A 24,205-nucleotide genomic window follows, 5' to 3' on the forward strand; every position below is an offset into this window, starting at 1 on the left:
GCAGATTTTTTTAAGATGAAGGCATATCTTTTTTTGGATTTCGACTATCCATAAACCATCCTGGTCCTTCTACACTGAATACCTCCTGTGTATCGTAATTGTAGGCAACTGTAATATGTTCATCCTCATGTCCCTTGATGTAACCGTATAGGTATAGGCGTGAATGGATGTAAGGAGCATCAATATCGTGACCCGTTACAATAAAGTCCGCATAATAGTATTTTTTTATATATTGAACACTAATGGGTGTAGCCGTTTCTACGATACGTTTCTTTTCTGAGGTAGACATACTTGAACAGCCTGCTATGAAGAACAAAAGAGTAAGTAGGATTAGAGCCACAGGTTTTACTTTCATGGTTGTTCATTCTCCCTTAATTGAATCTCGTTAATTAATATTAACGTTATGAGATAACCCGCTGGTATAGCATAGAGAGGTATGTAGAAATTGATTAATCATGAACATAACGAATATAGATAAATTATTCACAAATCAACTACGTCTAACTACTACAGAAAATAGACACAGAGGTTTGCTTCAGGTCGCCATACCTAAGCAACAACAACATGGAATCCTTCTCTCACGTAGAATTTTCTCAGGAAGAAGGTATCTCCTCTTACAGATTTCGACTATCAATAAACCAGCCTGGTCCTCCGACATCGATAACTTCCTGTTTATCATAGTCGTAGTAGACGGTAACTTTCTCATCTTTATGTCCCTTGATATAACCATACAGATATAGGTGTGGATGAATGTGAGGAGCATCAATCTCGTGACTGGTTACAATAAAGTCCGCATTATAATACTTTTTTATATATTGAACACTTATGGGGGCGGCCGTTTCTACAATACGTTGCTTATGTGAGGTAGACATACTAGAACAGCCTGCTGATAAGGATAAGAAGATAAGTAGAGTCAGAACCAAAAATTTCATTCTCATAGGTGTTAATTCTCCTTTTATGGAAATAAACTCTAAAGATACTCTATTATATATTATTGTAATAGACAAGGTGAGGCATCTTGACATATATAAATGTTAAGACCTATTGGGCCATTGATGTCTATCCAGATCGATTATGTAAGGAGGAACCTATGAAAACGATCATTTATATGGTCAGACATGCTGAGTCACCGTACAACGAAGGAACAGAAAGGACGAGAGGACTTACCTTGAAGGGCAGGGAGAATGCAGCTAAAGTAACAGAGATATTAAAGGAAGAAGGAATACATACCATCATTTCAAGTCCTTATGCCCGGGCTGTTTTGACATTGGAGGGGCTGGCAACCATGTTGAAAACAGATATACAGATCATGGAGGATCTGCGAGAAAGACATTTTTCCGATGGGGTTGTGGCGGATGAAGATTTTGCATCTGCTGAGCAGCAGATGTTTGATGACCCTGACTACGCATTACCGGGAGGCGAATCGAACAGAGTCTGCCAGCATAGGGCTGTGAGTGTCATGAAGCAGATTTTAGAAGAATATGAGGGGGGAAATATAGCGATCGGCACACACGGACATGTCATGACGTTAATAATGAATGAATTCGATCCAAGTTACGGATTGCATTTTATGAACCAGACTACGAAACCGGATATCTACCAATTACAATTCGACGGGCTAACCCTAGAGAAAGTGAGAAGGCTCTGGCAAGAATAAGGAAAAAGTGATTCGACAGAAGAGTTAGTACGTCATCTTGGTTATAGGTAAAATATAGATAATATTGAGGTTGGAGGGAATAGCTCGAATGACACTGCCCAACTTCTTTCAGGACAAACCGACGAAACTCAGAGTAAAAGAATGGTCGAATACGGAGACGATATGTTCACAGAAGAAAGAATACAAATGTCGGAACAAGTGCTGGATCACTTTTTAAACGAGTTAAGCCCATGATTATTTTATTGAAACGATGGAACGAGATGAACTGGCTGATTTTATCGACAAGGCAGCTAGATTGGCTGGTTTGTACATCAAGGAGGGTGAAGATATTACGGAAGAATGGAGAGAGTGGTAGGATTGCCCGAAAAAGAGGGGAGAGGGTATGTATGGATCAACAAGATTATGGCCGCTATTGTTTAGCAATGGGTGGAGAAGAGTTTATGCCAGAAGATGGCGAACAGGTTGAAGCAGACCATCTGTATGGATTTTTTCAGTGGTTTATGCCGTCAGGTGCAGGTGTTGAACGAGTATTTGAGCCTATTCCAGAGGGCCAGTTTTTCTTGAACAGAATACGTCCGATCTATGCGATGTTGAATCCGGAGGACTTCACCGGCGAATATGTGCCCGGTTATTTCAATGGTGGATATGAGGTTGCTTCCGATGAAACGTTACGAAGACTAGGTCTGGAGCTCATTGTAGGCTTGAAAAGTCTGTTCTCTATGGTGCCAGAAGATGACGAATCAGCGGATATCGCTAAGGAAGCATTACAAGAGCTGGCCTGTGTGCAGGAAGTGGTTGTGTTACCGCAGGGTGAACTTGGCAAGTTAGAGCAAAGAGCCATCCAAGGCACGGACGAAGAAGATAGCGAGGCGGTTTATGAAGCTCTCGGAGATCTCCTTAGCTCTCGCAGTGACTACGATGAAGCGATTGAAATCCTCAGTGAAGCCTATTATTCTATTGCTTGTGATTATTGGGTAGCCTATTACTTGCAATGGCCCCGTTATGAAGGTCTGCAGGAAGCAGAAAACTGCCTGTATCCATACTTCGAGTTGTATCGTTATGGTTATAATCTTCATTGGACTCAGACGAAATTATTCATAGGCAAGCGTTAATCCTATTCAAGCTTACAGAAGGAGTATATGTATGAAGATTGAACTTAGCAAAGAGTTTGCTTGTAAGCTCGGGATTATGCTCCAGAGTAAATTAATCTGGTACAAACACTTCCACCCGTTTTGTGATGACATTATTATGGAATACGAGGAGCCGCCGTATTGGATCATTGAATTAGCAACGATTAGATATCAAGGTGCGGCTATTGAAATCGTTAACAAATACATCCACTCCGAACCTTTTTGTACTTATTATAATCATACACATTTTGATCAGTATATTGCTTGTTTGTACATAAAATACGACAGAAGAGAATTATCCTGGGCCAGCTTTCTGATGGAAGCTGGACAGTATGCTGACGGTTGTGAAGCAGTGAAGGAGCCTTGTGAGTACTTTTTTGAATTATTAACTCATTATGAAGCCGAGGAATTTAACATCGAGCTGGAATATAAACAAAGAATAGAAATACAGGAAAAGTTCCAAGAAGAGATCCTTGAAGTGCAGGAAATCTATGATGTGTTTAGGAATTATTTTAGACAATATGTTAAAAAGGAAAGAGAAGCATCCATGTAAAGGGAAGGGAAATGGTGCCTAATGGAGAGATATAAATCACCTCAAGGAAGACAGCTCATCTACCAGTCGTATGACAAGCTACTGCAATCGTATGATGTTCATATTGAAGAGGAATTTATTGAAACGAGCTTTGGACAGACACATGTGATTACTGCCGGAGATCCGCAAAACCCTTCCTTGTTACTGTTCCATGGAACTGCGGATAATGCGGCAATGATGTGGCTGTACAACATGAACGAGCTATCCAAGAAGTTCTATGTCATAGCCGTTGATTCGATTGGAGGATCGGGAAAAAGTGAGCCGAACGCCGACTATTTCAAACGGTTTGATCAGGTGAAATGGATGGATGACATCATGGACGCTTTTCAGCTCCACAATTCATATATTTGTGGCGTGTCTTATGGTGCATATCTGTCCTATTTTTACACACTAAAAAGACCTGACAGAATCAGGAAAGCGATGTGTCTGGCAGGCGGAATTTCATCGAGTACGTTTGAAGTGATGGTCAAAATGATGAAAGCCTTTATGCCTGAAGCATTGTTCCCCTCGGAAAAAAATTGTGAGAAGCTGCTTCGAAAATTATGTGGCCCTAACTATGCGGTCTTTGCCGAGAATGAAGAATTGATGCGACACTGGTATTATTTGCTGAAGTATTTTAACAACAAGTCTATGATGAAACACCGAATACAATTTGTTGATGATGTGGAACTTGCCACACTGGTAGGAAAGGCCAAGTTTCTGATCGGGGAACATGACATCCTCTCTAACTATCCAAAAGCGATACATAAGCTACAGCGCAACCAGTTGAATTTTGAGATCATTCGAGATGCAGGTCATGCGATTAACCACGAGCAAGCGGATCTGGTAAACCAGAAAATCATTGAATTCTGGAATGAATGATGGCTGTGAAGCAACAATTCAAAGGAGAGAGAACATGAAGCTTTTTCATGGAAAAGAAACCATCGTTCAACAGGCGATGCCTGCGATGCCGTCTATATGTACACCTATGGGCACCGTGGAATTCTCACTTTCGGTCTCCAACCAATCCTATCTTGCAACAGATTGCGCCAAGCTCAACAGCGGTGGATGGTTGTATAAGTATTACTACGACTCATCGGACTGCGAACTCGCGATTTGTAGAGTGGATGTAGAACTTGCGTGTGATCAGGCAGTAGAAGAATGCTGGGGAGCTGTGTTCAGAATCAAACCAAAGAATGATCACCAGATTGATGAGTGCAGCTTCACAGCCTTGTGGAAAGAGGGATATAACTGGACAAGCTGTGGATCGGATACTGGAGAAGGACTCGAAGCGATTGAATATAAAAATCAAACGGTTCAGTTACATCTCGGTACACAAGACGGAACGCTGTTAATGATGAGGAGAAACCAAGGGGATCGGATTCCGAAATCCTATGGTGAAGGTATTGATGTTGAAGCACAAGGGTACATTCTGAGCTCCGGAAAAGGGATTAATGTGCCCATGTCACAGATGGAATCGGATGAAATATGTGAAATTCATGTTGTAATCGCTTGGAAGAAGTATGTAGAAGAAGATGTGTCTACCTGGCTCGCTGTAGATCAATTTTCAAAGGATATCTTAAAGGGAGAAGGGCTCAGCTAGTCAACACCAATTTAATAGATAAGGATGAACCATATGGAACGAGGACTTATTATCTTTTTGAACGGAACGTCAAGTTCAGGCAAGACAAGCATTGCGCTGGAAATGAAAAAGCAGGGGGAAATGCCGCTGCATCATCTGTCCGTAGATCAATTTTTTCAGAACTACGATCAGTTCATCGATACGACATATCCAGATATGCAGCCAACAAGAGAAGTGGAGCCGGGTGTGATGTCAGATATCCTATTTGGCCCGATTGGCTCATTGTACTACTCAACTATTAAACTGTTTTCGGAGCTCGGCCTGAATGTAATTGTGGATACGGTCATCAGCGATGACAAGTTTTTCAATGATTTTTATGACTTGCTTGCGGATTATCCGATATTGTTTGTTGGTGTTCATTGCTCCAAAGAAGAACTTACCAGAAGGGAGCAGAGCCGGGGAGATCGCGAGATCGGGCTTGCTCATTCCCAGTTCGATTACATATACGCCTACGATGAGTATGATTTGGAATTGAATACAGAAGAACTCAGTTCAGCTGCATGTGCGGAAAAAATACTAAGTTATATAAGCTCCGGGCAAGAGTACTCGGCATTTAAGAAGTTAAGTCGAAGATAACTATATAAGTTGAACTATTTATTTACACAGAAACAGAGAGGATAGAAAAATCCGGGGATAACAGCGATGGGAAGGTTATTCTGTCGTTGGAGTGCTCCGTGTAAACATCTTTAGTTCAACTTATATAGAAGATAAGTGAAGGAGAAGGGGTAGTTATAGTTTCATAAGAGTGTTAGACATGTTGAACCTAACGATTCTTCGTTAGGTTTTTTGCTTGTTTCTCCGAGATCACCGTTAGATGACGATAATGAATCAGGTTTAATGTAGAAGTCGTCTATATCATTGCAAGTGGACACTCACGGTAATGTTAAGGTGAGGTGTAATCGCACCCATCGAATATTTTATTTATATATAGAATTGTTCTATAAGTAAACCCGTTGACGATGTTTCTGTTGGAATGCTATTTTTAGATCAATTAATTCCTAGTTAACATGTAAGAATTAGTGGTTTAAAATAATCGCACACATAACGGGGGAGAAAAACATGAAAAAATGGTCTGTTCTAACACTTACAACTGCAATCGTATTGGCGCTCACAGGATGCAGTACCGGGGGAGACACGAAGACAGCATCGGGAGCTGGCGGAGCGAAAGAACCAACCAAGATTATTGTGGGAACAGGCACGCAATTTCCGAATGTCGCTTTTATTGACGAAAATAACAAACTGACGGGATATGATGTAGAACTCGTCAGAGAAATTGATAAACGCTTGGATGATTACGAGTTCGATCTGCAGACGATGGAGTTCACGAACTTGTTGCTCAGCCTCGAAACGAACAAAATTGACATGGTTGCGCATCAGATGGAGAAAAACCCGGAGCGCGAACAGAAATATTTATTCAATAAAGAAGCATATTCCCACTGGAAGAACAAAATCGCGGTTCTCAAAGATGACAATACCATTCATTCCATTGATGATCTGAAAGGCAAAAAAGTGCTAACGACAGCAACAAGTGCCCAGGCCATTTTATTGGAAAACTACAACAAGCAGAATAACAATGCACTAGATATTGTGTATTCAAGCGGTGTGGCCAACGATTCCATCGCACAGCTCAAGGCTGGACGGGTTGCAGCATTTGTAGCAGCGGACTTTACGCTTCCACTTATTGATCCGAGCGGCGAGCTGAAACTGGTCGGTCCACCACTCAGTGAATCGGATACCCTGTTTATGTTTCGCAAGAATGATCCGGACGAGCAAAAGCTCGCTGACCGCATCGATGAAGCACTCAAGGAAATCAAGGCAGACGGTACGTTGAAGAAACTGAGTGAGCAGTGGCTTGGCTTTGATGCTACGCAATCAGAAACGAAATAACACGTACAGGAAAGGCAGGTCGCAACGATGGGTGCACCATTTGAATTCAGTTATGTCATCGACTACTTTGTAAAGCTCCTACCCACCATCAGTACTACGCTTCTCATTGTAGTTAGTGCAATGGTGCTTGGTCTAATCATCAGCTCCATCGCGGCACTGCCGCAGATGTACAATATTCCGGTGCTGAAACAGCTGTCTAAGCTGTATGTGTCCTTTTTTCGCGGAACTCCGATTTTGATTCAGCTGTTTTTGTTCTATTACGGCGTGCCGGAAATTTTGGGTCTGTTCGGGATTAATGCGAACCGTGCACCTGCCATCTACTTTGTCATTATGACTTACTCGCTCAATAGTGGAGCGTTTATGGTGGAGATGATTCGGGCTTCCGTCGCTTCCGTGGATCGGGGACAGGTCGAAGCAGCTTATGCCATGGGCATGTCTGGCCCGCAAGCGTTCTTCCGGATTGTTTTGCCGCAGGCCTATGTGACGGCATTGCCTATATTCGCCAACATGGTGATTGGCAGCTTGAAGGACACATCCCTTGCATTCAGTGTGGGTATCATGGAGATGACGGGCAAATCGTCTACGCTGGCAACGATCTCTCGTCATTTTATTGAAGCGTATATCTCGCTGGCACTCATTTATTTTGTTTTGAGTTTTGTGCTGGAGCGGGTGTTCGGTGTGCTTGAGCGGAGAGTGCAGAAGAGGGGGTTTGCTCCGATATGAGCTTTGATCTTTCCTTTGTATGGACCGCTTTCGTGCAGCTTCTCGGTGTCATTCCGATTACACTGGCCATCACGGTGGTCTCGGTGGTGCTTGGTTTTATCATCGGCACAGCGGTTGCCCTTCTCCGTCAGTTTCGGATTCCTGTACTGAGCCAGCTGGCGACGGCCTATGTCACCTTTATTCGCGGTACACCGATGATTACACATCTGCTACTGATCTATTTCGGACTGCCGATGATTATTGACAGCGTGTCTTCATCACTCGGACTGGGGTTCAACTCCTCTTCTATTCCATTGATCGGTTTTGCTTATCTAGCGTTCTCGATTACGGCTGGTGCTTATGCATCAGAGATTGTCAGATCCGGCTTGCTCGCGGTGGATCGCGGTCAGATCGAAGCGGCGTATTCACTGGGTATGACAGCGACGAAGGCACTGCGCAGAATTGTGTTGCCGCAGGCTTTTGCAGCCAGTCTACCCAACATTTCTAACATGCTGATTGGCATGTTGCACGGATCTACACTGGCATTTGCAGTATCGGTCGTGGAGATTAATGCCAAGGCGCAAATTGTTGCATCGACCAACTGGAAATTTTTCGAGGCATATGTGGCGGCAGCCCTCATCTTCTGGGGTCTGACCGTCATGATTGAAAGACTGACCGCAGTGGCAGAGAAGCGGTTCAGGTCGTACAACCGGGGAGGCGTGTCATGATTGAACTCAAGCAAATACACAAAAGCTTCGGAGACAATAAGGTGCTGTCAGGAATTGATCTGAAGGTGGCGCGCGGAGAGGTCGTTGCGATTCTGGGGCCCAGTGGATCAGGTAAAACAACGCTTCTGCGCTGCATTAACTATTTGGAAAAACCAGACTCCGGGCATATCACACTCGGTGATTTCACCTTGGATTACGGCAAACACGCCAAAAAGGACATCCATGCCTTACGCCAAAAATCAGCTATGGTATTCCAGCAATACAATCTGTTCCGCCACAAAACAGCGTTGCAAAATGTGATGGAAGGACTTGTGGCTGTTCGTAAAGTAGCTAAAGAGGAAGCGCGTACGCGGAGTGTCGCTTTGCTTGAGAAGGTAGGTCTCGGAAACAAGCTCGATTCATACCCCAGTCAGCTTTCAGGTGGACAGCAACAGCGTGTCGGTATTGCACGGGCGCTGGCGATGAATCCGGAGGTTATTCTGTTTGACGAACCGACCTCCGCGCTGGACCCGGAACTTGTAGGCGAGGTGCTGGCGGTTATTCGCCAGATTGCGGAGGAAGGCATAACGATGATCATCGTGACTCACGAAATGGGTTTTGCACAGGAAGTGGCGAACCATGTTGTATTTATGGATGGCGGGGTCATTGTGGAAGAAGGAGAGCCGAAGCAGCTGTTCCGCTATCCGAAGGAAGAACGTACGAAGCAGTTTCTCAAACGCATTACACCGGATACTGCATATTCCATATAAGAAAACGGGATCAGAAACATGATAAGGAATATCCAAGGGGGAAGAGATATGTCATTTACATTAGGGATTTTGGATCAGAGCATTGTGTTTCCGGGCCAGTCGGCTGCGGAGGCGTTGAAAAATACCGTAGAACTGGCGAAGCTTGGCGAATCACTTGGATATGACCGGTTTTGGGTAGCGGAGCACCATGACTCGGAAGGTGTTGCCGGATCATCGCCGGAAGTGCTCGTGTCGTACTTGCTTGCTCAGACTCAAAAGATTCGGATCGGCTCCGGTGGTGTGATGCTCCAGCATTATAGCCCATATAAGGTGGCTGAAAGTTTCAATGTGCTCGCGACACTAGCTCCGGGACGAGTTGAACTAGGGATTGGGCGAGCTCCAGGCGGCTTACCTCGTTCCACAAAGGCGTTGCAAAAGGGAATCGCCGAGCCGGAAACGCTGGATGACAAACTGGTGGAACTGAGAAACTTTCTGAACGCTCCGGCAGGTGAAACCCATGCACAGCCAGGACTGACAGCTCATCCGTTACCAGGGCAGCCGGCACGTATTTATATGCTGGGCACGAGTGTTTCCAGTGCGGAACTGGCAGCCAAGCAGGGGCTACCTTATGCGTTTGCGCTGTTTATCAACAGCGATCCCGAAACGGCACGGACCGCACTTGATACGTACCGAACGCAGTTTAACACCGAACATGGCGGAGAGCCCGAAGCCATTCTAGCCTTGTCAGTCATTGCAGCAGATACGGAAGAAGAGGCGAACGCGCTGGCGGGACAGCACAAAACGGTGCGTGCAACGCTGGCGAGTGGCAAAACCGTGAATGTTCAGACGTTGGAGCAGGCAGCGGAATTCGCAAGACAGGCGGGAGAAACGTATACGGTGGTGGAGCGCGAAGCGGACATTACACGCGGTACCAAGGAAACGGTGCGGAAGCGGTTGCTTGAGCTGTCGGAGGAATATGACGTGAATAGCTTTGTATTTACAACAATTATTCCTAATTTTGAACAACGGACACGTTCATTTCAATTGCTGAAAGAAGCATTTACGGGGGAACTGGTGTAAGCACAGCAAATCCTATCATCCGTATTGTAGTTAAACTTATATAGATCGGAGAGCGGTAATCATGGGGAACACAACAGTGAAGACAGAATCAATCATATCGGCATATGTGCACGCTTATGAAGAGATTGAGCAGGAGATTGCAGATCTGACCGAGCAGCAGTTGAGGTGGAAGTCTTCTCCATCCTCCTGGAGTGTTACCGAAGTGCTGGCACACTTGGTGGACCACAGTATCGTTGTATCCTTCCGCATCCGTGAAATATTAGCGGGAGCACAGGCGACGCTGCCTGGTTTTAACCAGGATGCATGGGTTGCGGGACAAAAAGCAAACGAAGAGCAGATTTCTCAGTTGATTACGATTGCTAATGGTCTGGTTCGGTACAATTCAGGACTACTAGAGCGGCTGAGCGACGAAGAATGGGAGAAAACCGGCATTAACTTCAAAGGCGAGACGGTATCTCTAGCCGCGATCATTCCGGGTTTTGTCGCTCATGTGCAGAACCATCTCAGCCAGATTCGCAGAATCAAACAAGAGTGGGTCTAAAAGCAGGTGCAGTGATAGGGAATGCGGTGGTCAGAGCGACGGGAAGGCAGGCATCCGTTATGTCTAAGTCCGTTAAGTCTGTGATTTTATGATAGATAAGGATTGGAATTGAATAGGAAGTGACCCGGAAGTAACCAGAAGGTGCTTAGCTCAACTTGGCTTCAGATGAAAGTCAGGGCTGGGGCCAAATCTTTCTTTTAGCGTTGTCATTCCCTACTAAGTAGATTTCAGCAATATTACCATAAGAATTAGGGAACGAGATGTTGAAGTCCTTATGACCTCCAATGGGAAGCTTGCTACCTTTGATCTGGATGAATAGTGAATGATCATGATGTGTGATGTTGTAACCGTGATATTTGCGGATACTGTCTCCAAATCCACCTTGTATCGTAATAAGTTCAGGAGAAACTTCAGTCTTCGTAACCATAATCTCTTCCGGATCGACAACCTTGTTTAACATAAAGAATCCAATGATAATAGGAAAAGCAATAATGACAACGGTGAAAACTATAGTGATATACTTCCTATTTAGTTGCATACTCATGATTCACCTCATAGTTAGATGATATGAATCGATGTCTCCATCATTATTGGGGCATCGATTCTTTGGTTTTAAACAAAGGCCTACATAGAGTATATAAGAAATTAAACGAACCTCCAATTCGAACGACCTATCTTCCTATCTCCCTATATTCACAATTTTCCCGGTCCAATCGGGCTGGCTGACTGCCGCACGTACCAGCCCATCCGCACAATCTGCAAAAGGAAGTGCAGCAACTGGATTGATGCGAGCGAGTGGACCAGCCGTATACTCCAAGTTCCTTTCCGCATACTGAAGCACGGATGCACGCATGATGACCCATTCGAGATCACTTTGGATGAGCGCTTGTTCCGCGATGCTCTTATCCTGAATGGCCTTCCAAAAAATACGGCGCATCAGACGCACGGCGAGACTGCTGACATAAGAAAGTTCTCTACCATCGCTCAAATTAATGCCGCTCTGCATCACCATACGTTTAACTCCTGTACGCTGACAAGCCGTTATGATATTTGGGATTCCTTCAGACATGACTGTGCCTGGTGAGAAATTAGCCTTCATTGTACGTAAACCGGCACTGAGATTACCCAAGCCCTTCTTGGCGGAGGTGGATGATACATTGAGGGGAGGGCCTATACAACTGATGACAGCTTCTGCCCCTGAAATGGCCTGAATCATAACAGGTAAATCGAACACATCCCCTTTTCTAACGGTAAGTCCTTCCGTTGGAGCAATGGCTTCGGGACGACGAGCAACGGCAATAACTTCATGCCCCAATGCAAGGGCGCGTTCAATCACTTTTTTTCCCGTTCCTCCAGTAGCCCCAATGACTGCGATTTTCATATGGTTAAACTCCATTTCTTACTGCGCATTAGTGCACAGTAATGTATTATTTATCAACTGTGTATAATGGTATATGTAAATAAAAATCTTACAATGGCTAAAAAGCTGGATTGCGTGCAATTGTGCACAGATGGTTTGAAAATGTGTATTAACAATGAAGAAAAAGGGTGATATAAGGTGGTAAAGGTGGATAGAAGGATACGCAAATCGCAAGAAGCGATCAAAACGGCGGTTACTGAACTGATGATGAACAAAGATTTTGATCATATTACGATCCAGGACATTTCTGACAAAGCGGATATCAGCCGCAGAACGATCTATCTTCATTACACGGATAAATTTGATCTTCTGAACAAACTCATCACAGAGCATATCGAGAATTTGCGTGAAATCTGTGAATCTACGGAGATGGACACGGGTTATAACAACATGGTATTCATGTGGTTTGAATACTTTGAGAAGCATTTTTTATTTTTCTCCGCATTGCTGGCGAGTAAAGGCAGTTCATTTTTTCGGAAGCAGTTTCTGGACTTTTTTATCCAAGAATTACAGAACGGGAACGAGAGCGATCCAGCTGTTATAAACACCGAATTAATGAAAGACCAGATTGTGGAGGTTCAGTTTGTGGGGGGAGCGATCATTGGGGTCGTGGAATGGTGGTTTATGCATGAAAGACCTCTCCCACCTTCCGTGATGGCTGAACGAATAGGAGCAATGCTTGAACGAAATCTGGATATGAATCCTTAAAAATATTCCTTTGGAGGAGATCCACTATGAATCCAGAAGAGCATATTGAGCAAATGTTACATACTATCATTGAGAATACTCAATCCATCATTAACGATAATCAGAAACAATCCTTCGGCTCACTGGAATATTTCCTGGGACATATTAGGGAGTATCGCGATGAAAAGCAATACCTGACAGAGGATTGGCAGTTCCTCACACCGCGCTGGTTGGGGGAGTATGGCAATACGCCGGAGGAAGAAGAACTTCTTGCAGACATTTACCGTCTACAGGCTTACATTGCTGAGAAATTAAAAGGCGCATAGTAGATAGGTAAAATATCAATCACGATGTCGCATTAGTCCGACTGAAATGTCGCAAAAGTACATGGTAACACGATATACAGATCGTTTATACTCTCTTTATGTTTCGATAATGAAAATCATTATCACTAGTATACATAAGGGGGATTTACAAATGAAACAAGGAACAAACGGGCAAGCAGCCGGAAGCAAAGGCTATATTGCTCACAAATCACGATTACTGATGGGTTTGATGTTGGCCCTGATTCTAGTCCTGACGGCGTGCGGTGCCGGAACAGGTACAGATAGCGGTAAACAATCTGCGGCAACACCTTCGGATACACCTGCGAGTACAGAGACGAAGACCGATGGTGCTTTTCCAGTAACGATCAAGGGTATGAAGGGTGATATCACTCTAAACGAAAAACCGAAGAAAGTGGCCGTGCTGGATGTTAAGTTTTTGGATCAAATGTTAGCGGTTGGCGAGAAGCCGGCAGGTAGTGTTATCGCTGGAGGAAACACCGACTTTCCAGAATATTTGGGAGACCAGGCAAGTGGCGTTGAAGTGCTGGGTACACGGGACGAGCCTAACCTGGAAGCTATTGTTGCACTTGACCCGGATCTGATCATCATGACCGACTTCCAAGAGAAGCAATATGAGAGTGTAAGTAAAATTGCACCTACCCTGGTACTCGATTTCTACGAAGACTGGCGTGATACGTTAGCTACAGTAGCTAAGATTACGGACAAGCAAGACGAAGCAGAGAAAGTGCGCACAGCGTATGAAGAGAAAGTGGCAGGAATGAAAACGAAACTGGCTGAGAAGCTGGGTGATGAGACGGTAGCATTGATTCGTCCGCGTAAAGAAGGTATCCGTGTTCATGGCATCGAGCACCGTACAGGTGGCATTCTGTATAATGACCTGGGCTTGAAAATGCCAGCACTTGTTGAAGGCATCAAGGATGATACTTCCGTAGAGATTTCGATGGAGAAAGTGCCAGAGATTGGAGCAGATCGTTACTTTGTACTGTCCGATGAACTGTTTGCCGCAGAAGCAGAGGCGATGGTAAACAATCCGGTATGGAAGTCTCTGGATGCTGTGAAAAATAACCGCACGTATGATGTAAACTCCACACTATGGATCGCATACTACGGACCGCTTGCGATTAACCTGATTGTAGATCAGGCATCGGAAGCCCTGCTAGGATCGAACTAATATGAGCCGATATCTCTCAACAGACGCATGGAAAGAGACGGTGGAGGATCATTCGATTTTGCTTGGCGAGCCGCCTGAACATAGTGTCCGTAGCATTGCGCTGAGTGAGCTGCATGACGAAGAGGCGTGCCGAGAGTATATCAGCTGGTTTCAACATTATATCGATGCACCAGACATGAAGGTTGCCGCTTCCATGTTAGCCAAGCGACTTGGCTATCTATGGACGACTCCGCTCGTGACTGCGATGACATTTCATCATCAGCATGTAACCTTTCAGCTGGAGAACAGCTTTCTCTATCATCCGAAGCTCGAAGAACATGAGGAGGGTACACGATTTCCTTTTCTAGCGGTGAACGAGCTTCGGGCTGAAGAGCTGACGGGAGACAGACACGTTTGGCGGGAAAAGGCAGTCCAAGAGATGTTCGCGGTACAGCTTACACCTCTGTTAAAGACACTGGCTGCGATTGCACCCCTTTCGATGAGCATTCTTTGGGAGAATATTATGGTACGGATCGGGCGACTGTTCGCTCCTGATGAAGGCGAGACGGAGCAGGAACGAAAGATCATTCGAGAGGACTTCTCCTATCTGACGCAGGTGGCGTCTGGGCAAGTGTTTGGTGAGAGGAAGAATCCGTTAACCCGTTTTACCGAGTGTAAGAACGATGTGCATGTTGCCAAAAGTGATCGGCTCACCTGCTGTTTCTGGTACCATATGTCAGGGGAATATTGCCTCAAATGTCCGAAAATTGACAATGAGAAAGAATCTCAACTACAATGACAACAGCAATGATTATACCTACGCGATTGTCAGGAGATGAGAGAAATGCCGCTGCAAGAACAGACAAGTGGTTGGAGTGATACAGCAATCAAGATGCTGGACGGATATAGCGGTACTTTGCAGACAGGCAGCGTTTTACACGAAACCAATGTAACTTCTAATGTGCTGCTGCTGGCATACGTAGGGGAAGGGGAGCTTGCAATGGATGGCGAGGGTTGCCACATTGGAGCTTCTTTTGCCTGTTATAGAGGGGACAATCCACATAATTGTGTAAAAAAGTTCCTATCAGATTGCCCCAAATTCCAACGTGTACATCAACTTTTTAGTCAATTCCAAGCTTTAACCAACGTTTGTTCATCAGTTTACCGATCAGAACACTCACTAAAAATAAGATAAGATTATACACAATAACCGTTAATACATTGCTTGAAGAAATGAAATTGTTTCCTTGTGCAAACACTTGGTTGACGTGTCTATAAAGGGAATTCGAAGCGTCGAAAACAGCAACATATGTTAATTTATCCGAACTGGCTACTAAAACGACACTCAATATCCAGTATAAAATACTTAAACCGATACTCATCAAGATATTAGATGAAAGCAAACTGATCGTTCCAATGATAAGAATGTATTGTGTGACTACAGACGTCAACAAAAACAACATTAGAAAAAACAGACTAAAATCCTTATACACCATAGATACAACGGAAAGGAATATTGTGATTAAAATAAGAGATTCAATAAAAAGTACGGCGAATTTATTCAAGAAAAATTTAAGACTGTCATAGGATAACAGCCTATAGAACAGAATGGTTTTATTCGAATATTCCTTATTCACGAAGAAAGCAATGATAAACGAGAACATTAAAAATCCAAATTGAGTAAAGACAGTATAGGTACTGAAGAGATACTCTCGATAACTTAGCGATGTAACTTTATCAAGACCAATAGGAAGGAACCAACCGATTAAGAACGACAACACAAAAATAAGTGCTAGAAACATAAATACTTTATTAAATAGGCTTTTTGCAAATTCAATCATAGTCATTATTCCTCAATATAAATTTTTATTAGTTGATCTTTGTTTTCGTATTGCACTAGCTTTTTGTCTTGAAAGAGGAAGTATCTTCCCTCGATGTTTTTGAGATCTGATAAATTGTGAGTGATGTTCAATATGATTTTGTTTGGATGCTGTCTGCTATAAATGTTAAGAAATTGGTGAATCTCATTGACTGTTGTTTTATCTAGAGAATTAGTGATCTCGTCGAGTATGATCATTTCCTTATTTTCTAAAAGAAATGATACCAGCTTAAGCTTCTGTTTCTGTCCATCACTTAGATTTTTAATGAGAATGTTGGAGGGTATATTTTCAATATTCAATAAATCACTAAGCTGATCCAACATCATCCGATCATATCTTTTAATTAATATCTTAAAAAGCAATTTGGCGGAAATATCTTCAGGAATATTAGAATAACTTGAGATTATTGTTAGATTTGAGGACAAGTGTTTCGGGAAAAAACCGCTCTTATTTAGAATAAAATCTTTCGCCAGTCTGGATTTCCCCACACCGTTCTTCCCAACAATATGATTGACACCACCTGGTTGAAAATGTAAATGTGCGTGATCAAGCAAGAGATTATTTTTGATTCTTAACGTATAGCCACTTATATCTAAAACCATGGCATGAATTCCTCCTCTCTTAAAACCACAATAAATACCATATCCATTTTCAGTACCAAGATTCATTAAATTTAGCCGGTTTCTCTGAATTAGAAATCAATTCTTTAATTTCTAATTTTCCCATATGTATTAGCTTTCTTACAATTACCACTATTATACATGTGATTCTTATACAGACAAGTTAAAAATGTATGAAACCTATTAAATGATTGGATACTTCTATGGATTAACAAGATTATAATCAACATTATTTAAGTTTCGTCTAACAACTGTATATTCGTTTTTCTCATCGTGCCTGAACCATTTCTTTGAGGTGATCTCTGTGACGAAGAGCCGTGCCGAGTCCGAAAATTGACAATGAGAAAGAATCTCAACTACAATGACAAAAGCAATGATTATACCGATGCGATTGTCAGGAGATGAGAGAAATGCCGCTGCAAGAACAGACAAGTGGTTGGAGTGATACAGCAATCAAGATGCTTGACGGATATAGCGGTACTTTGCAGACAGGCAGCGTTTTACACGAAACCAATGTAACTTCTAATGTGCTGCTGCTGGCATACGGAGGTGAAGGGGAGCTTGCAATGGATGGCGAAGGTTGCCACATTGGAGCTTCTTTTGCCTGTCATACGGTGAAGGGATCATCCTACACGTTGACGGCCAGATCAGAAGACATTCATTATATTGTGATCAAATACAAGGCTTCTTCCATGGAGGGAGCCTCTATTGTTATGCCTTCGTATCGAAAACATCCGCTGCGCAGATCCTTTGTACAAAACTCGGCAGCCCACGCCGAATGGATCGAAAACGCGGAGAAAATTGTGGCCAAATGGCGCCGCGGCGAAGGGCTGGAACGATTTTATGCCAATGCTTTGCTCCAGGGCATGGTCTACGAGCTGATCATGGCATATGAACGTGGTCAGGGGGGCGCGGAGTCCGATATGGTGGATGTGGTCGCTTCTTATATTGCGTCGCATTATCGTCAGAACCTGGAGCTGAAAGAGCTGGCTGCCCTTGCAGGTTGTAGTGTGAGACAGTTGCAGCGCCGTTTCAAACAAGAAAAGCATCTCGGACCGATGGAGTACGTCATTCAGCTGCGCATGGAAAGTGCCTCACGGATACTGCGTCATACGGATGCTTCGATTGGTGACATTGCCGACAAGCTGGGCTATCGGGATATGTATTATTTCAGCAGAGCATTTAAAAAGTATTACGGCGTTCCACCGCTACATTATCGGTATGCTGCCGCTTCGAGAACTGATGCAGACTATGCGAATGCCTTATTGCAACACCGCACAGCTTCATCCTATGAATCAGCCCAAGGCCCGGTAATCTGCCATATGCAAGGGGAGTACACCGTCACCGAAACACCGCAGCGTATCGCTGTCCTTGATGTGCAGTATGCTGATCATTTGCTGGCGCTGGGCTTGGCACCGGTAGGAAGTGTCGGACTAGGAAGTAGCGTGTTATCTTTCCCCCAATCTCTTCGGGCAGGACTCCACCATACTAAGTTACTAGGTACATATGAATACCCCGATCTGCCTGCGGTAGAACGACTTGCACCGGATCTGATTATCTGCACCGAGGTGCATGAGCAGTATCTAGAACGGTTAAGCGGGGTTGCTCCAGTGGTGATGTTCAAACGTAATGAAAACTGGCAAACGATCCTCAGTCTGTTCGGTGAACTGACAGGTAAGCGAGCAGAAGCCAAGCAGATTATTGCCGACTATCTTCGTAGAACGGCTTTGCTGTCTGAGGAATTGGCCTCGGTATTGGAAGGCAAAAGTGTGGCACTGATCCGTCCGCTGGATTCTCTCGTTCGTGTGCATTCCGCCGCTCATCGCACAGGTGCGGTGCTGTACCGTGATCTAGGTCTGCCTGTGCCATTGTTTGTTGCAGACACCTCCGACACGGCCTATCATATTTCGGTTGAGAGATTACCCGCAGTGCAGGCAAGTCACTACTTTTTGCTGAGTAATGAACTTATGCAGGATGGGATATCCGCGACAGAGCAGCGGGTTTTGGAAATGCTTGGTGGGGGCGAGGAGCAACGAGTACATTCGTTAGATGCGGCAACCTGGATTGGCTGTTACGGACCGATGGGGATTAATGGGATTGTGGATCAGGTTGAGCAGGCGTTGTTGGCTTGAGAGTAGCTTTATGATGATAAGAAACGTCTAACTCGTGGGGGCTGTACCATAAGTCGTAAACGATCAGGTATTGCCCCATTATCTAAAATGATAAAACAAAAAGAGACCGTTCCTTGGTAAAGTGGAAGTGTTTGGAAGCAACATACCAAAGGAGACGGTTTTTTTTGTACATTTATAATAGTATGATTTCACTAACTTTACGTCCCACCCATGAAAAAGAAAAGCAGTGTTATATCTTTTGTCGCATAGTCGCCTCCAATAACTAAACGCGAATAAGGCAGAGTAGGCCTTATTCACACTATGTAATGCTAAAAGTTATTTGAAATTGAGATTGTTTGATGCATATGCATTACATACAAATGTCACTATACGAAATTTATAAAGGTGAATTATATAAAAATTAACAATTATATTACATTTAATTGTTAATTTATAAAGTGATACACGAAAGTTCGGAGAAATTATCTCCATTCAGTTGAATGGGAATGTGGGTTACTGGCAGATTGCCCACAGAAGTTCGGCGGTAATCTGATTAACTTTGCGAATGACTTCTTGTGTAATATACTTAGTATATTAATATTATGATGTCAGGGTGGTCTTGTGGAATTGCATTTATACGAGCAGATATATGTCTATATTGTACAAGAGATCAAAGAAGGTCGATTAAAAGAAGGAGACCGAGTCTCTTCTGAAAAAGAGTTGGCTGAACAATTTGGCGTCAGTCGTATTACATCTAAAAAGGCTCTGGAGAAATTGGCCGATTCCGGGGTTATCAAACGAATACAAGGAAAAGGTTCATTTGTGGCCGATAGTATAATTGGAGGACAAGAACCGAAGCACTATTCAGAGGTAAAAATGACCTTGGTTCCTGAGGATGATAAGCGGTTGATCGGTTTTATTATACCGGATTTTTCTGACGAGTTTGGCCTGCGGCTTCTTAGATCGATGGAAAAGCGGAGCGCTGAGCACAATTATCAACTCATTATCAAGCGAACTTGCGGGGATCGGGATGAGGAAAAACGTGCGATCGACTTATTTATGGGTTTAGGCATCAAGGGATTAATCGTAACCCCCATTCATGGTCAACACTATAATTCGGAACTGCTTCGGCTTGTATTAGATCGGTTTCCGATTGTTTTGGCCGATAGATATCTAAAAGGAATTCCGGTTTGTTCGGTATACACAGAAAATAAGAAAGCAGCCATGGATCTTACGCGACATCTGATTAGCAAAGGCCATAAAAAAATTGCCTTTTTATCTCCGCCGGAAGAGAACACTTCAACATTGGAGGAAAGGCTGCTCGGTTATACGTTTGCCTTCACCCAGGAAGGGATGAATTTGAACAAAGATTATGTATTGACGAACCTGAAGGGCACCCTTCCTATGAACATCAATGGAACAGCGATTGAAAGCGATAAAGAAACAATAAAGCATTTTTTGAAACAATACCCTGATGTAAAGGCATTTGTCGCGTCGGAATTTCTAATAGCTACCATGCTGGCTCAAGTCATCCACTCGATGGGGAAATCTCTGGAGGAATTCGAGATTGTTTGTTTCGACTCCCTGAATGATTACTTGGGCCAACCCATCTTCACTCATATTAAGCAGGATGAGAAGCGGATGGGTGAATTGGCAGTGGATATGCTAATCTCTCAGCTGCATGGAGCAGCCGTTCCCGAGCTGAACATTATTGAACATCGTATGGTCGTGAAAAATAACACATAGGGTGAATACAAGCTCAGTGCAACCCAACAAAATCAAGGATATTTTTCAATGTGTCGAGAAGTCCTCAGGGGCTTATCGGCACTTTTTTTTGATATTAGAAATATGAACAACTTCAAAGCTTGGACCTTCCGGACCTGATATCGCAGGAAAAACTTCTTCTAGATGTCGTCCATCTTCTATCTTCTGTGAAGTATGTCGATAGCCGTTTTTCTTATGGTAAAGCTTTTTTCACATCAGGGAATAGGTTGGGAGACCGGAGATTCATGAACCTCGAAACATCGATTCACATATCGTTGTTGTATTCACGAACCCTCACTGGCTTAAGCGCGCAGCGCGGGTCTGACGGACTTAGCCAGTGCAAGGTTGTCCGGTTGCTCCAGCTTCCCCGAAATGCCTCTGCCGGACCAAGGGCCGGATGGCCCCAAGCGTGAATATAGTGTTATCGGATGCCATTGTCATCTATGAATTATCCCCGATAAATTATTCTTCTTCATTTCCTAGGTTGTTCAATTTATTTGCAATATCTACTTCTGAATATCCAAACCAAGTCATTTCATATAGACATAACGCTACTATTTGTTCATTTCTAAATCTATTTAATACTTTCATGTCAATAAAATATCCAAGCCATTCATCCCACCTGGAAGCTGATAAATCCCAGTAACCTAACCACTCTGTAGAATTATTCTTTCCATGAACTCGATATTCTTCAATCTCTACCTCATCATTAAATGAATATTCAGAAAAATCTTCTGATTCTTGTTTATCGATATATATGATCATATTCTCTTCGTTGGTACTTGTATCTTTTAATAACAAATCATTAAATATTGATCTTAAATAATTCTTTTGGTCAATATAATCAGGATAATAAGAAATATATCGATCCCACACTTCATCAAATTCAACTTTATGTAATAAATCTTTAAAAGTAGTCATGAGCATTAACTCCTTAATTTTCTAGCTCTTTGCAATGGTTTTCGATAACTAATTATAGTCATACGTCATACCTATTCATGTCGTAATATTGCAATTGACAGGATTTGTAATGTCATATTAATATACTTAGTATATCTAGTGTAACAACTAGTAGGATTCTTATAACCAATTCACTTCGTTCATCATTTTCTGATTTCAAATCGTTCATATCACCAATCTTGTTAGCGCTTACATAAATTGTGGATTGATCAGAAAAGGAAGTGGATGCTATAGGAATTCAAGTTAAACGAATTCATTTAACTTAAGGGGGACTTTGAATGAGGAAATCCAAAAAATCGCATTTCCAATTCTTGTTTACTTTCTGGCTATGTTACTACTTCTAACTGCTTGCTCAACAAAGGCAGGCTCTGGCGGTCCGGACGGAGAGGGGAATACAACGGTTACGATGTGGCATGGCCTTACCTCCATTGATTTAGATAATATGAATAAAGTCGTGAAGGCATTTGAGGAGAAAAACCCTACCATCAAAATGAAATTGGTTTACACGGAATCCAGCGAGGGATCCGATCAGAAGCTGCTGACTGCGGTCGCAGGCGGCAATCCGCCTGATGTTGCACTTTTCGACCGATTTAAGGTCGGTACGTGGGCTGCGCAAGGTTCGCTGACTGACTTATCCTCGATGGCAGCAGAATCCGGAATTCGTAAGGAAATGTATTATCCATTTGCTTGGGAGGAATCCAGTTATCAAGGAAAGCTTTATGCCATACCGATGGATACGGATTCTCGCCTGCTATTTTACAATAAGGATCATTTCAAAGAAGTAGGGCTGGATCCCAACAAACCACCGCAAACGATCGCCGAGCTTGAAGCGGCCGCCGATAAGTTAACCATCAAGGAAGGTAAACGTTTCAAACGGATCGGGTTCATCCCGTGGTATTCGCAAGGCTGGCTTTATACTTGGGGATGGGCATTTGGAGGAGAATTCCAGGACGCTGCCACCGGCAAAATTACTGCAAATGATCCTAAAGTCGTTGAAGCGCTGCAATGGATGACTGACTTCGGCCAAAAATACAATGTCGAGGATATTGCCGGATTCACAAGCGCAGCTGGCACGGAGGAAATGGATCCCTTCATTTCCGGTCAAGTCAGCATGAAGATCAGTGGAAACTTTACGGTTAAGGGGATCGAAAAATTTAAGCCGGATCTCAATTACGGCGTTGCACCGATACCGACTCCAACGGGAGCGGATTTCACGACATGGTCAGGAGGCGGCTCCGCTATTATTCCTAAAGGGGCCAAAAACGTCGCTGCTGCTTGGAAATTCCTCGAATTCTTAGGGAAAGAAGAGGGGCAAACGTTATTAAACGCCGACTCTCAAATTTCCGTTATCGATTCGGTTAACGACAAATACGGTTACAAGGACGATCCGATCATGAAGGAATTTATTAATATTTTGCCCAATTCACACAACCGCCCGGTTATTCCTGAAGGACAGCTGCTGTGGAATGAGTTAGCTTCTGCTACGGAAAAGGCTACCCGCGGCAACGGTACTCCGAAAGAGAACCTGGATCGAGTAACAGAGACGGTTAATAAGGCTTTAGAAAAATACGACAAATAGGGTGCTCGGTAGGCAGGGAGCGAATCTTCTCCTTGCCTATTCATGAATGACAATTGGAAGGAGAATGCACATGGCGAAACCAGCCGATTCCGTTCAAGTAAGCGCAATTCCATCGGCAAGGAAACGGGCACTTCACAGAACTAACGTGATTGGGTGGCTGTTTGCTTCCCCTTGGGCTATAGGGCTGCTGTGCTTTTATGCAATTCCGATGCTCATGTCCATCTACTTCAGCTTCACGACTTACAGCATTCTGCAGCCGGGTGAATTTGTCGGGATGAATAATTATCGAGATCTTTTCCAGGATCCTCTGTTTTGGAAATCCATATCCAACACGATTTATTTTACCGTATTTTTTGTTCCATTAAGTATATTCTTCGGTGTGGCACTCGCTATGATGTTGAATATGAAGGTCAAGGGTATGGCTGTATTCAGAACGATCTTTTTCTTACCTACGCTTGTGCCACAAGTGGCTCTGGCTGTTCTGTGGATGTGGCTGTTACACCCAAACTTCGGATTGGTTAACGGGATGCTGGCGCATATCGGTATCGATGGGCCTTCTTGGCTTGGTGGTGAGTCGTGGTCCAAGCCTTCGCTCATTCTGATGTCGCTTTGGGGTATTGGACAAGCGGTTGTTATCTACCTTGCTGGACTAGGAGATATCCCTGATGAGTACTATGAAGCGGCACAAATCGATGGAGCTAACTGGTTTCAGAAAACGAGAAAGGTAACCCTGCCTTTGCTCACTCCCGTTATTTTTTACAACCTTGTCATGGGGATGATCGGTGCATTCCAACAGTTTACTCTTCCCTATACGTTGACCAAAGGGCAAGGAACTCCTGCGAATTCCATGACTTTTTACGTCATGTATTTATATGAGAACGGATTCAGGTATTTCAAAATGGGTTATGCCTCCGCCATGGCCTGGATCTTATTTATTATCGTTATGGCATTAACCGGAATTATTTTTATTACGTCTAAACGCTGGGTTCATTATCAAGGGAAATAAGGAGGGGAAGTAAGG

General features: G+C 43.6%; 27 protein-coding genes and 1 pseudogene. 22 read left to right on the forward strand and 6 right to left on the reverse strand.

The features are described 5' to 3' along the window. Positions 1-10: 10 nt before the first annotated feature. Both AC1VYS_RS07875 and AC1VYS_RS07880 read right to left on the reverse strand, forming a co-directional pair. Complete coding sequence (locus AC1VYS_RS07875) at positions 11-355, reverse strand: hypothetical protein (protein WP_482913751.1); 345 nt, start codon at positions 353-355, stop codon at positions 11-13. Between the two features lie 259 nt (positions 356-614). Continuing rightward, entirely contained in the window at positions 615-872 is a 258-nt protein-coding gene (locus AC1VYS_RS07880) for a hypothetical protein (RefSeq protein WP_482913752.1), read from the reverse strand. A gap of 218 nt (positions 873-1,090) precedes the next feature. On the opposite strand from AC1VYS_RS07880, the gene AC1VYS_RS07885 reads away from it, so the two are divergent. From AC1VYS_RS07885 to AC1VYS_RS07945, 13 genes and pseudogenes are all read left to right on the forward strand, one after another. Beyond that, a complete protein-coding gene (locus AC1VYS_RS07885) occupies positions 1,091-1,657 on the forward strand; it encodes a histidine phosphatase family protein (RefSeq protein ID WP_482913753.1) in 567 nt (188 codons plus the stop codon). 88 nt (positions 1,658-1,745) lie between these two features. Beyond that, positions 1,746-2,012, forward strand: a pseudogene (locus AC1VYS_RS07890) (hypothetical protein). Positions 2,013-2,043: 31 nt separating this feature from the next. Then, a complete protein-coding gene (locus AC1VYS_RS07895) occupies positions 2,044-2,769 on the forward strand; it encodes a hypothetical protein (RefSeq protein ID WP_482913754.1) in 726 nt (241 codons plus the stop codon). A 31-nt stretch (positions 2,770-2,800) separates the two neighbouring features. Next, the gene (locus AC1VYS_RS07900) at positions 2,801-3,340 is read left to right on the forward strand and encodes a hypothetical protein (RefSeq protein WP_482913755.1); all 540 of its coding nucleotides are present in this window, start codon (positions 2,801-2,803) and stop codon (positions 3,338-3,340) included. A 21-nt stretch (positions 3,341-3,361) separates the two neighbouring features. Further along, entirely contained in the window at positions 3,362-4,240 is an 879-nt protein-coding gene (locus AC1VYS_RS07905; protein WP_482913756.1) for an alpha/beta fold hydrolase, read from the forward strand. Between the two features lie 34 nt (positions 4,241-4,274). Then, positions 4,275-4,961: a hypothetical protein gene (locus AC1VYS_RS07910; protein WP_482913757.1), complete on the forward strand. Its 687-nt coding sequence runs from the start codon at positions 4,275-4,277 to the stop codon at positions 4,959-4,961. Positions 4,962-4,994: 33 nt separating this feature from the next. Next, positions 4,995-5,576 (forward strand): chloramphenicol phosphotransferase CPT family protein, encoded by a 582-nt coding sequence (locus AC1VYS_RS07915; protein WP_482913758.1) that lies wholly within the window; start codon positions 4,995-4,997, stop codon positions 5,574-5,576. Positions 5,577-6,059: 483 nt separating this feature from the next. After that, positions 6,060-6,887, forward strand: a complete 828-nt coding sequence (locus tag AC1VYS_RS07920; RefSeq protein WP_482913759.1) for a transporter substrate-binding domain-containing protein — start codon at positions 6,060-6,062, stop codon at positions 6,885-6,887. 27 nt (positions 6,888-6,914) lie between these two features. Further along, positions 6,915-7,610: an amino acid ABC transporter permease gene (locus AC1VYS_RS07925; protein ID WP_482913760.1), complete on the forward strand. Its 696-nt coding sequence runs from the start codon at positions 6,915-6,917 to the stop codon at positions 7,608-7,610. Further along, complete coding sequence (locus AC1VYS_RS07930) at positions 7,607-8,317, forward strand: amino acid ABC transporter permease (RefSeq protein WP_482913761.1); 711 nt, start codon at positions 7,607-7,609, stop codon at positions 8,315-8,317. The genes AC1VYS_RS07925 and AC1VYS_RS07930 overlap by 4 nt, the downstream gene beginning before the upstream one ends. After that, complete coding sequence (locus AC1VYS_RS07935) at positions 8,314-9,066, forward strand: amino acid ABC transporter ATP-binding protein (RefSeq protein WP_482913762.1); 753 nt, start codon at positions 8,314-8,316, stop codon at positions 9,064-9,066. The genes AC1VYS_RS07930 and AC1VYS_RS07935 overlap by 4 nt, the downstream gene beginning before the upstream one ends. Positions 9,067-9,114: 48 nt before the next feature. Next, complete coding sequence (locus AC1VYS_RS07940; protein ID WP_482913763.1) at positions 9,115-10,125, forward strand: LLM class flavin-dependent oxidoreductase; 1,011 nt, start codon at positions 9,115-9,117, stop codon at positions 10,123-10,125. Between the two features lie 61 nt (positions 10,126-10,186). Beyond that, complete coding sequence (locus AC1VYS_RS07945; RefSeq protein WP_482913764.1) at positions 10,187-10,666, forward strand: DinB family protein; 480 nt, start codon at positions 10,187-10,189, stop codon at positions 10,664-10,666. A 172-nt stretch (positions 10,667-10,838) separates the two neighbouring features. Here AC1VYS_RS07945 and AC1VYS_RS07950 read toward each other — a convergent pair whose 3' ends face one another. Together AC1VYS_RS07950 and AC1VYS_RS07955 are read right to left on the reverse strand one after the other, a co-directional pair. Then, the gene (locus tag AC1VYS_RS07950) at positions 10,839-11,210 is read right to left on the reverse strand and encodes a hypothetical protein (RefSeq protein ID WP_482913765.1); all 372 of its coding nucleotides are present in this window, start codon (positions 11,208-11,210) and stop codon (positions 10,839-10,841) included. Between the two features lie 135 nt (positions 11,211-11,345). Continuing rightward, a complete protein-coding gene (locus AC1VYS_RS07955; RefSeq protein ID WP_482913766.1) occupies positions 11,346-12,047 on the reverse strand; it encodes an NAD(P)-dependent oxidoreductase in 702 nt (233 codons plus the stop codon). 186 nt (positions 12,048-12,233) lie between these two features. Here AC1VYS_RS07955 and AC1VYS_RS07960 point away from each other — a divergent pair, with 186 nt between their 5' ends. From AC1VYS_RS07960 to AC1VYS_RS07980, 5 genes are all read left to right on the forward strand, one after another. Further along, on the forward strand, positions 12,234-12,794 hold the full coding sequence (locus AC1VYS_RS07960) for a TetR/AcrR family transcriptional regulator (protein ID WP_482913767.1): 561 nt from the start codon (positions 12,234-12,236) through the stop codon (positions 12,792-12,794). 26 nt (positions 12,795-12,820) lie between these two features. Beyond that, entirely contained in the window at positions 12,821-13,099 is a 279-nt protein-coding gene (locus AC1VYS_RS07965) for a hypothetical protein (RefSeq protein ID WP_482913768.1), read from the forward strand. 151 nt (positions 13,100-13,250) lie between these two features. Then, positions 13,251-14,291, forward strand: a complete 1,041-nt coding sequence (locus AC1VYS_RS07970) for an ABC transporter substrate-binding protein (RefSeq protein WP_482913769.1) — start codon at positions 13,251-13,253, stop codon at positions 14,289-14,291. A 1-nt stretch (position 14,292) separates the two neighbouring features. Continuing rightward, the gene (locus AC1VYS_RS07975; protein WP_482913770.1) at positions 14,293-15,069 is read left to right on the forward strand and encodes a ferric iron reductase; all 777 of its coding nucleotides are present in this window, start codon (positions 14,293-14,295) and stop codon (positions 15,067-15,069) included. Positions 15,070-15,114: 45 nt separating this feature from the next. Next, positions 15,115-15,465 carry a hypothetical protein gene (locus AC1VYS_RS07980; protein WP_482913771.1) on the forward strand — a complete coding sequence of 117 codons (351 nt, stop codon included), beginning with the start codon at positions 15,115-15,117 and terminating at the stop codon, positions 15,463-15,465. A 651-nt stretch (positions 15,466-16,116) separates the two neighbouring features. Here AC1VYS_RS07980 and AC1VYS_RS07985 read toward each other — a convergent pair. Beyond that, the gene (locus tag AC1VYS_RS07985; RefSeq protein ID WP_482914945.1) at positions 16,117-16,752 is read right to left on the reverse strand and encodes an ATP-binding cassette domain-containing protein; all 636 of its coding nucleotides are present in this window, start codon (positions 16,750-16,752) and stop codon (positions 16,117-16,119) included. Between the two features lie 428 nt (positions 16,753-17,180). Between AC1VYS_RS07985 and AC1VYS_RS07990 the strand changes: the two genes are divergently transcribed. Both AC1VYS_RS07990 and AC1VYS_RS07995 read left to right on the forward strand, forming a co-directional pair. Then, positions 17,181-18,902: a helix-turn-helix domain-containing protein gene (locus AC1VYS_RS07990; protein ID WP_482913772.1), complete on the forward strand. Its 1,722-nt coding sequence runs from the start codon at positions 17,181-17,183 to the stop codon at positions 18,900-18,902. 600 nt (positions 18,903-19,502) lie between these two features. Further along, the gene (locus AC1VYS_RS07995; RefSeq protein WP_482913773.1) at positions 19,503-20,627 is read left to right on the forward strand and encodes a GntR family transcriptional regulator; all 1,125 of its coding nucleotides are present in this window, start codon (positions 19,503-19,505) and stop codon (positions 20,625-20,627) included. Positions 20,628-21,107: 480 nt separating this feature from the next. On the opposite strand, the gene AC1VYS_RS08000 is transcribed toward AC1VYS_RS07995, so the two are convergent. Then, entirely contained in the window at positions 21,108-21,566 is a 459-nt protein-coding gene (locus AC1VYS_RS08000) for a DUF6557 family protein (RefSeq protein WP_482913774.1), read from the reverse strand. Between the two features lie 367 nt (positions 21,567-21,933). Between AC1VYS_RS08000 and AC1VYS_RS08005 the strand changes: the two genes are divergently transcribed. Together AC1VYS_RS08005 and AC1VYS_RS08010 are read left to right on the forward strand one after the other, a co-directional pair. Then, the gene (locus AC1VYS_RS08005; RefSeq protein ID WP_482913775.1) at positions 21,934-23,184 is read left to right on the forward strand and encodes an ABC transporter substrate-binding protein; all 1,251 of its coding nucleotides are present in this window, start codon (positions 21,934-21,936) and stop codon (positions 23,182-23,184) included. Positions 23,185-23,254: 70 nt separating this feature from the next. Further along, positions 23,255-24,190, forward strand: a complete 936-nt coding sequence (locus AC1VYS_RS08010; protein ID WP_482934498.1) for a carbohydrate ABC transporter permease — start codon at positions 23,255-23,257, stop codon at positions 24,188-24,190. Positions 24,191-24,205: the final 15 nt, after the last annotated feature.

Source organism: Paenibacillus sp. G34, from assembly GCF_056856875.1.

Coding starts and splice junctions, on each gene's coding strand:
- AC1VYS_RS07875 (WP_482913751.1), bottom strand. CDS start 355: ATGAAAGTAAAACCTGTGGCTCTAATCCTACTTACTCTTTTGTTCTTC.
- AC1VYS_RS07880 (WP_482913752.1), bottom strand. CDS start 872: ATGTCTACCTCACATAAGCAACGTATTGTAGAAACGGCCGCCCCCATA.
- AC1VYS_RS07885 (WP_482913753.1), top strand. CDS start 1,091: ATGAAAACGATCATTTATATGGTCAGACATGCTGAGTCACCGTACAAC.
- AC1VYS_RS07895 (WP_482913754.1), top strand. CDS start 2,044: ATGGATCAACAAGATTATGGCCGCTATTGTTTAGCAATGGGTGGAGAA.
- AC1VYS_RS07900 (WP_482913755.1), top strand. CDS start 2,801: ATGAAGATTGAACTTAGCAAAGAGTTTGCTTGTAAGCTCGGGATTATG.
- AC1VYS_RS07905 (WP_482913756.1), top strand. CDS start 3,362: ATGGAGAGATATAAATCACCTCAAGGAAGACAGCTCATCTACCAGTCG.
- AC1VYS_RS07910 (WP_482913757.1), top strand. CDS start 4,275: ATGAAGCTTTTTCATGGAAAAGAAACCATCGTTCAACAGGCGATGCCT.
- AC1VYS_RS07915 (WP_482913758.1), top strand. CDS start 4,995: ATGGAACGAGGACTTATTATCTTTTTGAACGGAACGTCAAGTTCAGGC.
- AC1VYS_RS07920 (WP_482913759.1), top strand. CDS start 6,060: ATGAAAAAATGGTCTGTTCTAACACTTACAACTGCAATCGTATTGGCG.
- AC1VYS_RS07925 (WP_482913760.1), top strand. CDS start 6,915: ATGGGTGCACCATTTGAATTCAGTTATGTCATCGACTACTTTGTAAAG.
- AC1VYS_RS07930 (WP_482913761.1), top strand. CDS start 7,607: ATGAGCTTTGATCTTTCCTTTGTATGGACCGCTTTCGTGCAGCTTCTC.
- AC1VYS_RS07935 (WP_482913762.1), top strand. CDS start 8,314: ATGATTGAACTCAAGCAAATACACAAAAGCTTCGGAGACAATAAGGTG.
- AC1VYS_RS07940 (WP_482913763.1), top strand. CDS start 9,115: ATGTCATTTACATTAGGGATTTTGGATCAGAGCATTGTGTTTCCGGGC.
- AC1VYS_RS07945 (WP_482913764.1), top strand. CDS start 10,187: ATGGGGAACACAACAGTGAAGACAGAATCAATCATATCGGCATATGTG.
- AC1VYS_RS07950 (WP_482913765.1), bottom strand. CDS start 11,210: ATGAGTATGCAACTAAATAGGAAGTATATCACTATAGTTTTCACCGTT.
- AC1VYS_RS07955 (WP_482913766.1), bottom strand. CDS start 12,047: ATGAAAATCGCAGTCATTGGGGCTACTGGAGGAACGGGAAAAAAAGTG.
- AC1VYS_RS07965 (WP_482913768.1), top strand. CDS start 12,821: ATGAATCCAGAAGAGCATATTGAGCAAATGTTACATACTATCATTGAG.
- AC1VYS_RS07970 (WP_482913769.1), top strand. CDS start 13,251: ATGAAACAAGGAACAAACGGGCAAGCAGCCGGAAGCAAAGGCTATATT.
- AC1VYS_RS07975 (WP_482913770.1), top strand. CDS start 14,293: ATGAGCCGATATCTCTCAACAGACGCATGGAAAGAGACGGTGGAGGAT.
- AC1VYS_RS07980 (WP_482913771.1), top strand. CDS start 15,115: ATGCCGCTGCAAGAACAGACAAGTGGTTGGAGTGATACAGCAATCAAG.
- AC1VYS_RS07985 (WP_482914945.1), bottom strand. CDS start 16,752: ATGGTTTTAGATATAAGTGGCTATACGTTAAGAATCAAAAATAATCTC.
- AC1VYS_RS07990 (WP_482913772.1), top strand. CDS start 17,181: ATGCCGCTGCAAGAACAGACAAGTGGTTGGAGTGATACAGCAATCAAG.
- AC1VYS_RS08000 (WP_482913774.1), bottom strand. CDS start 21,566: ATGACTACTTTTAAAGATTTATTACATAAAGTTGAATTTGATGAAGTG.
- AC1VYS_RS08005 (WP_482913775.1), top strand. CDS start 21,934: ATGTTACTACTTCTAACTGCTTGCTCAACAAAGGCAGGCTCTGGCGGT.
- AC1VYS_RS08010 (WP_482934498.1), top strand. CDS start 23,255: ATGGCGAAACCAGCCGATTCCGTTCAAGTAAGCGCAATTCCATCGGCA.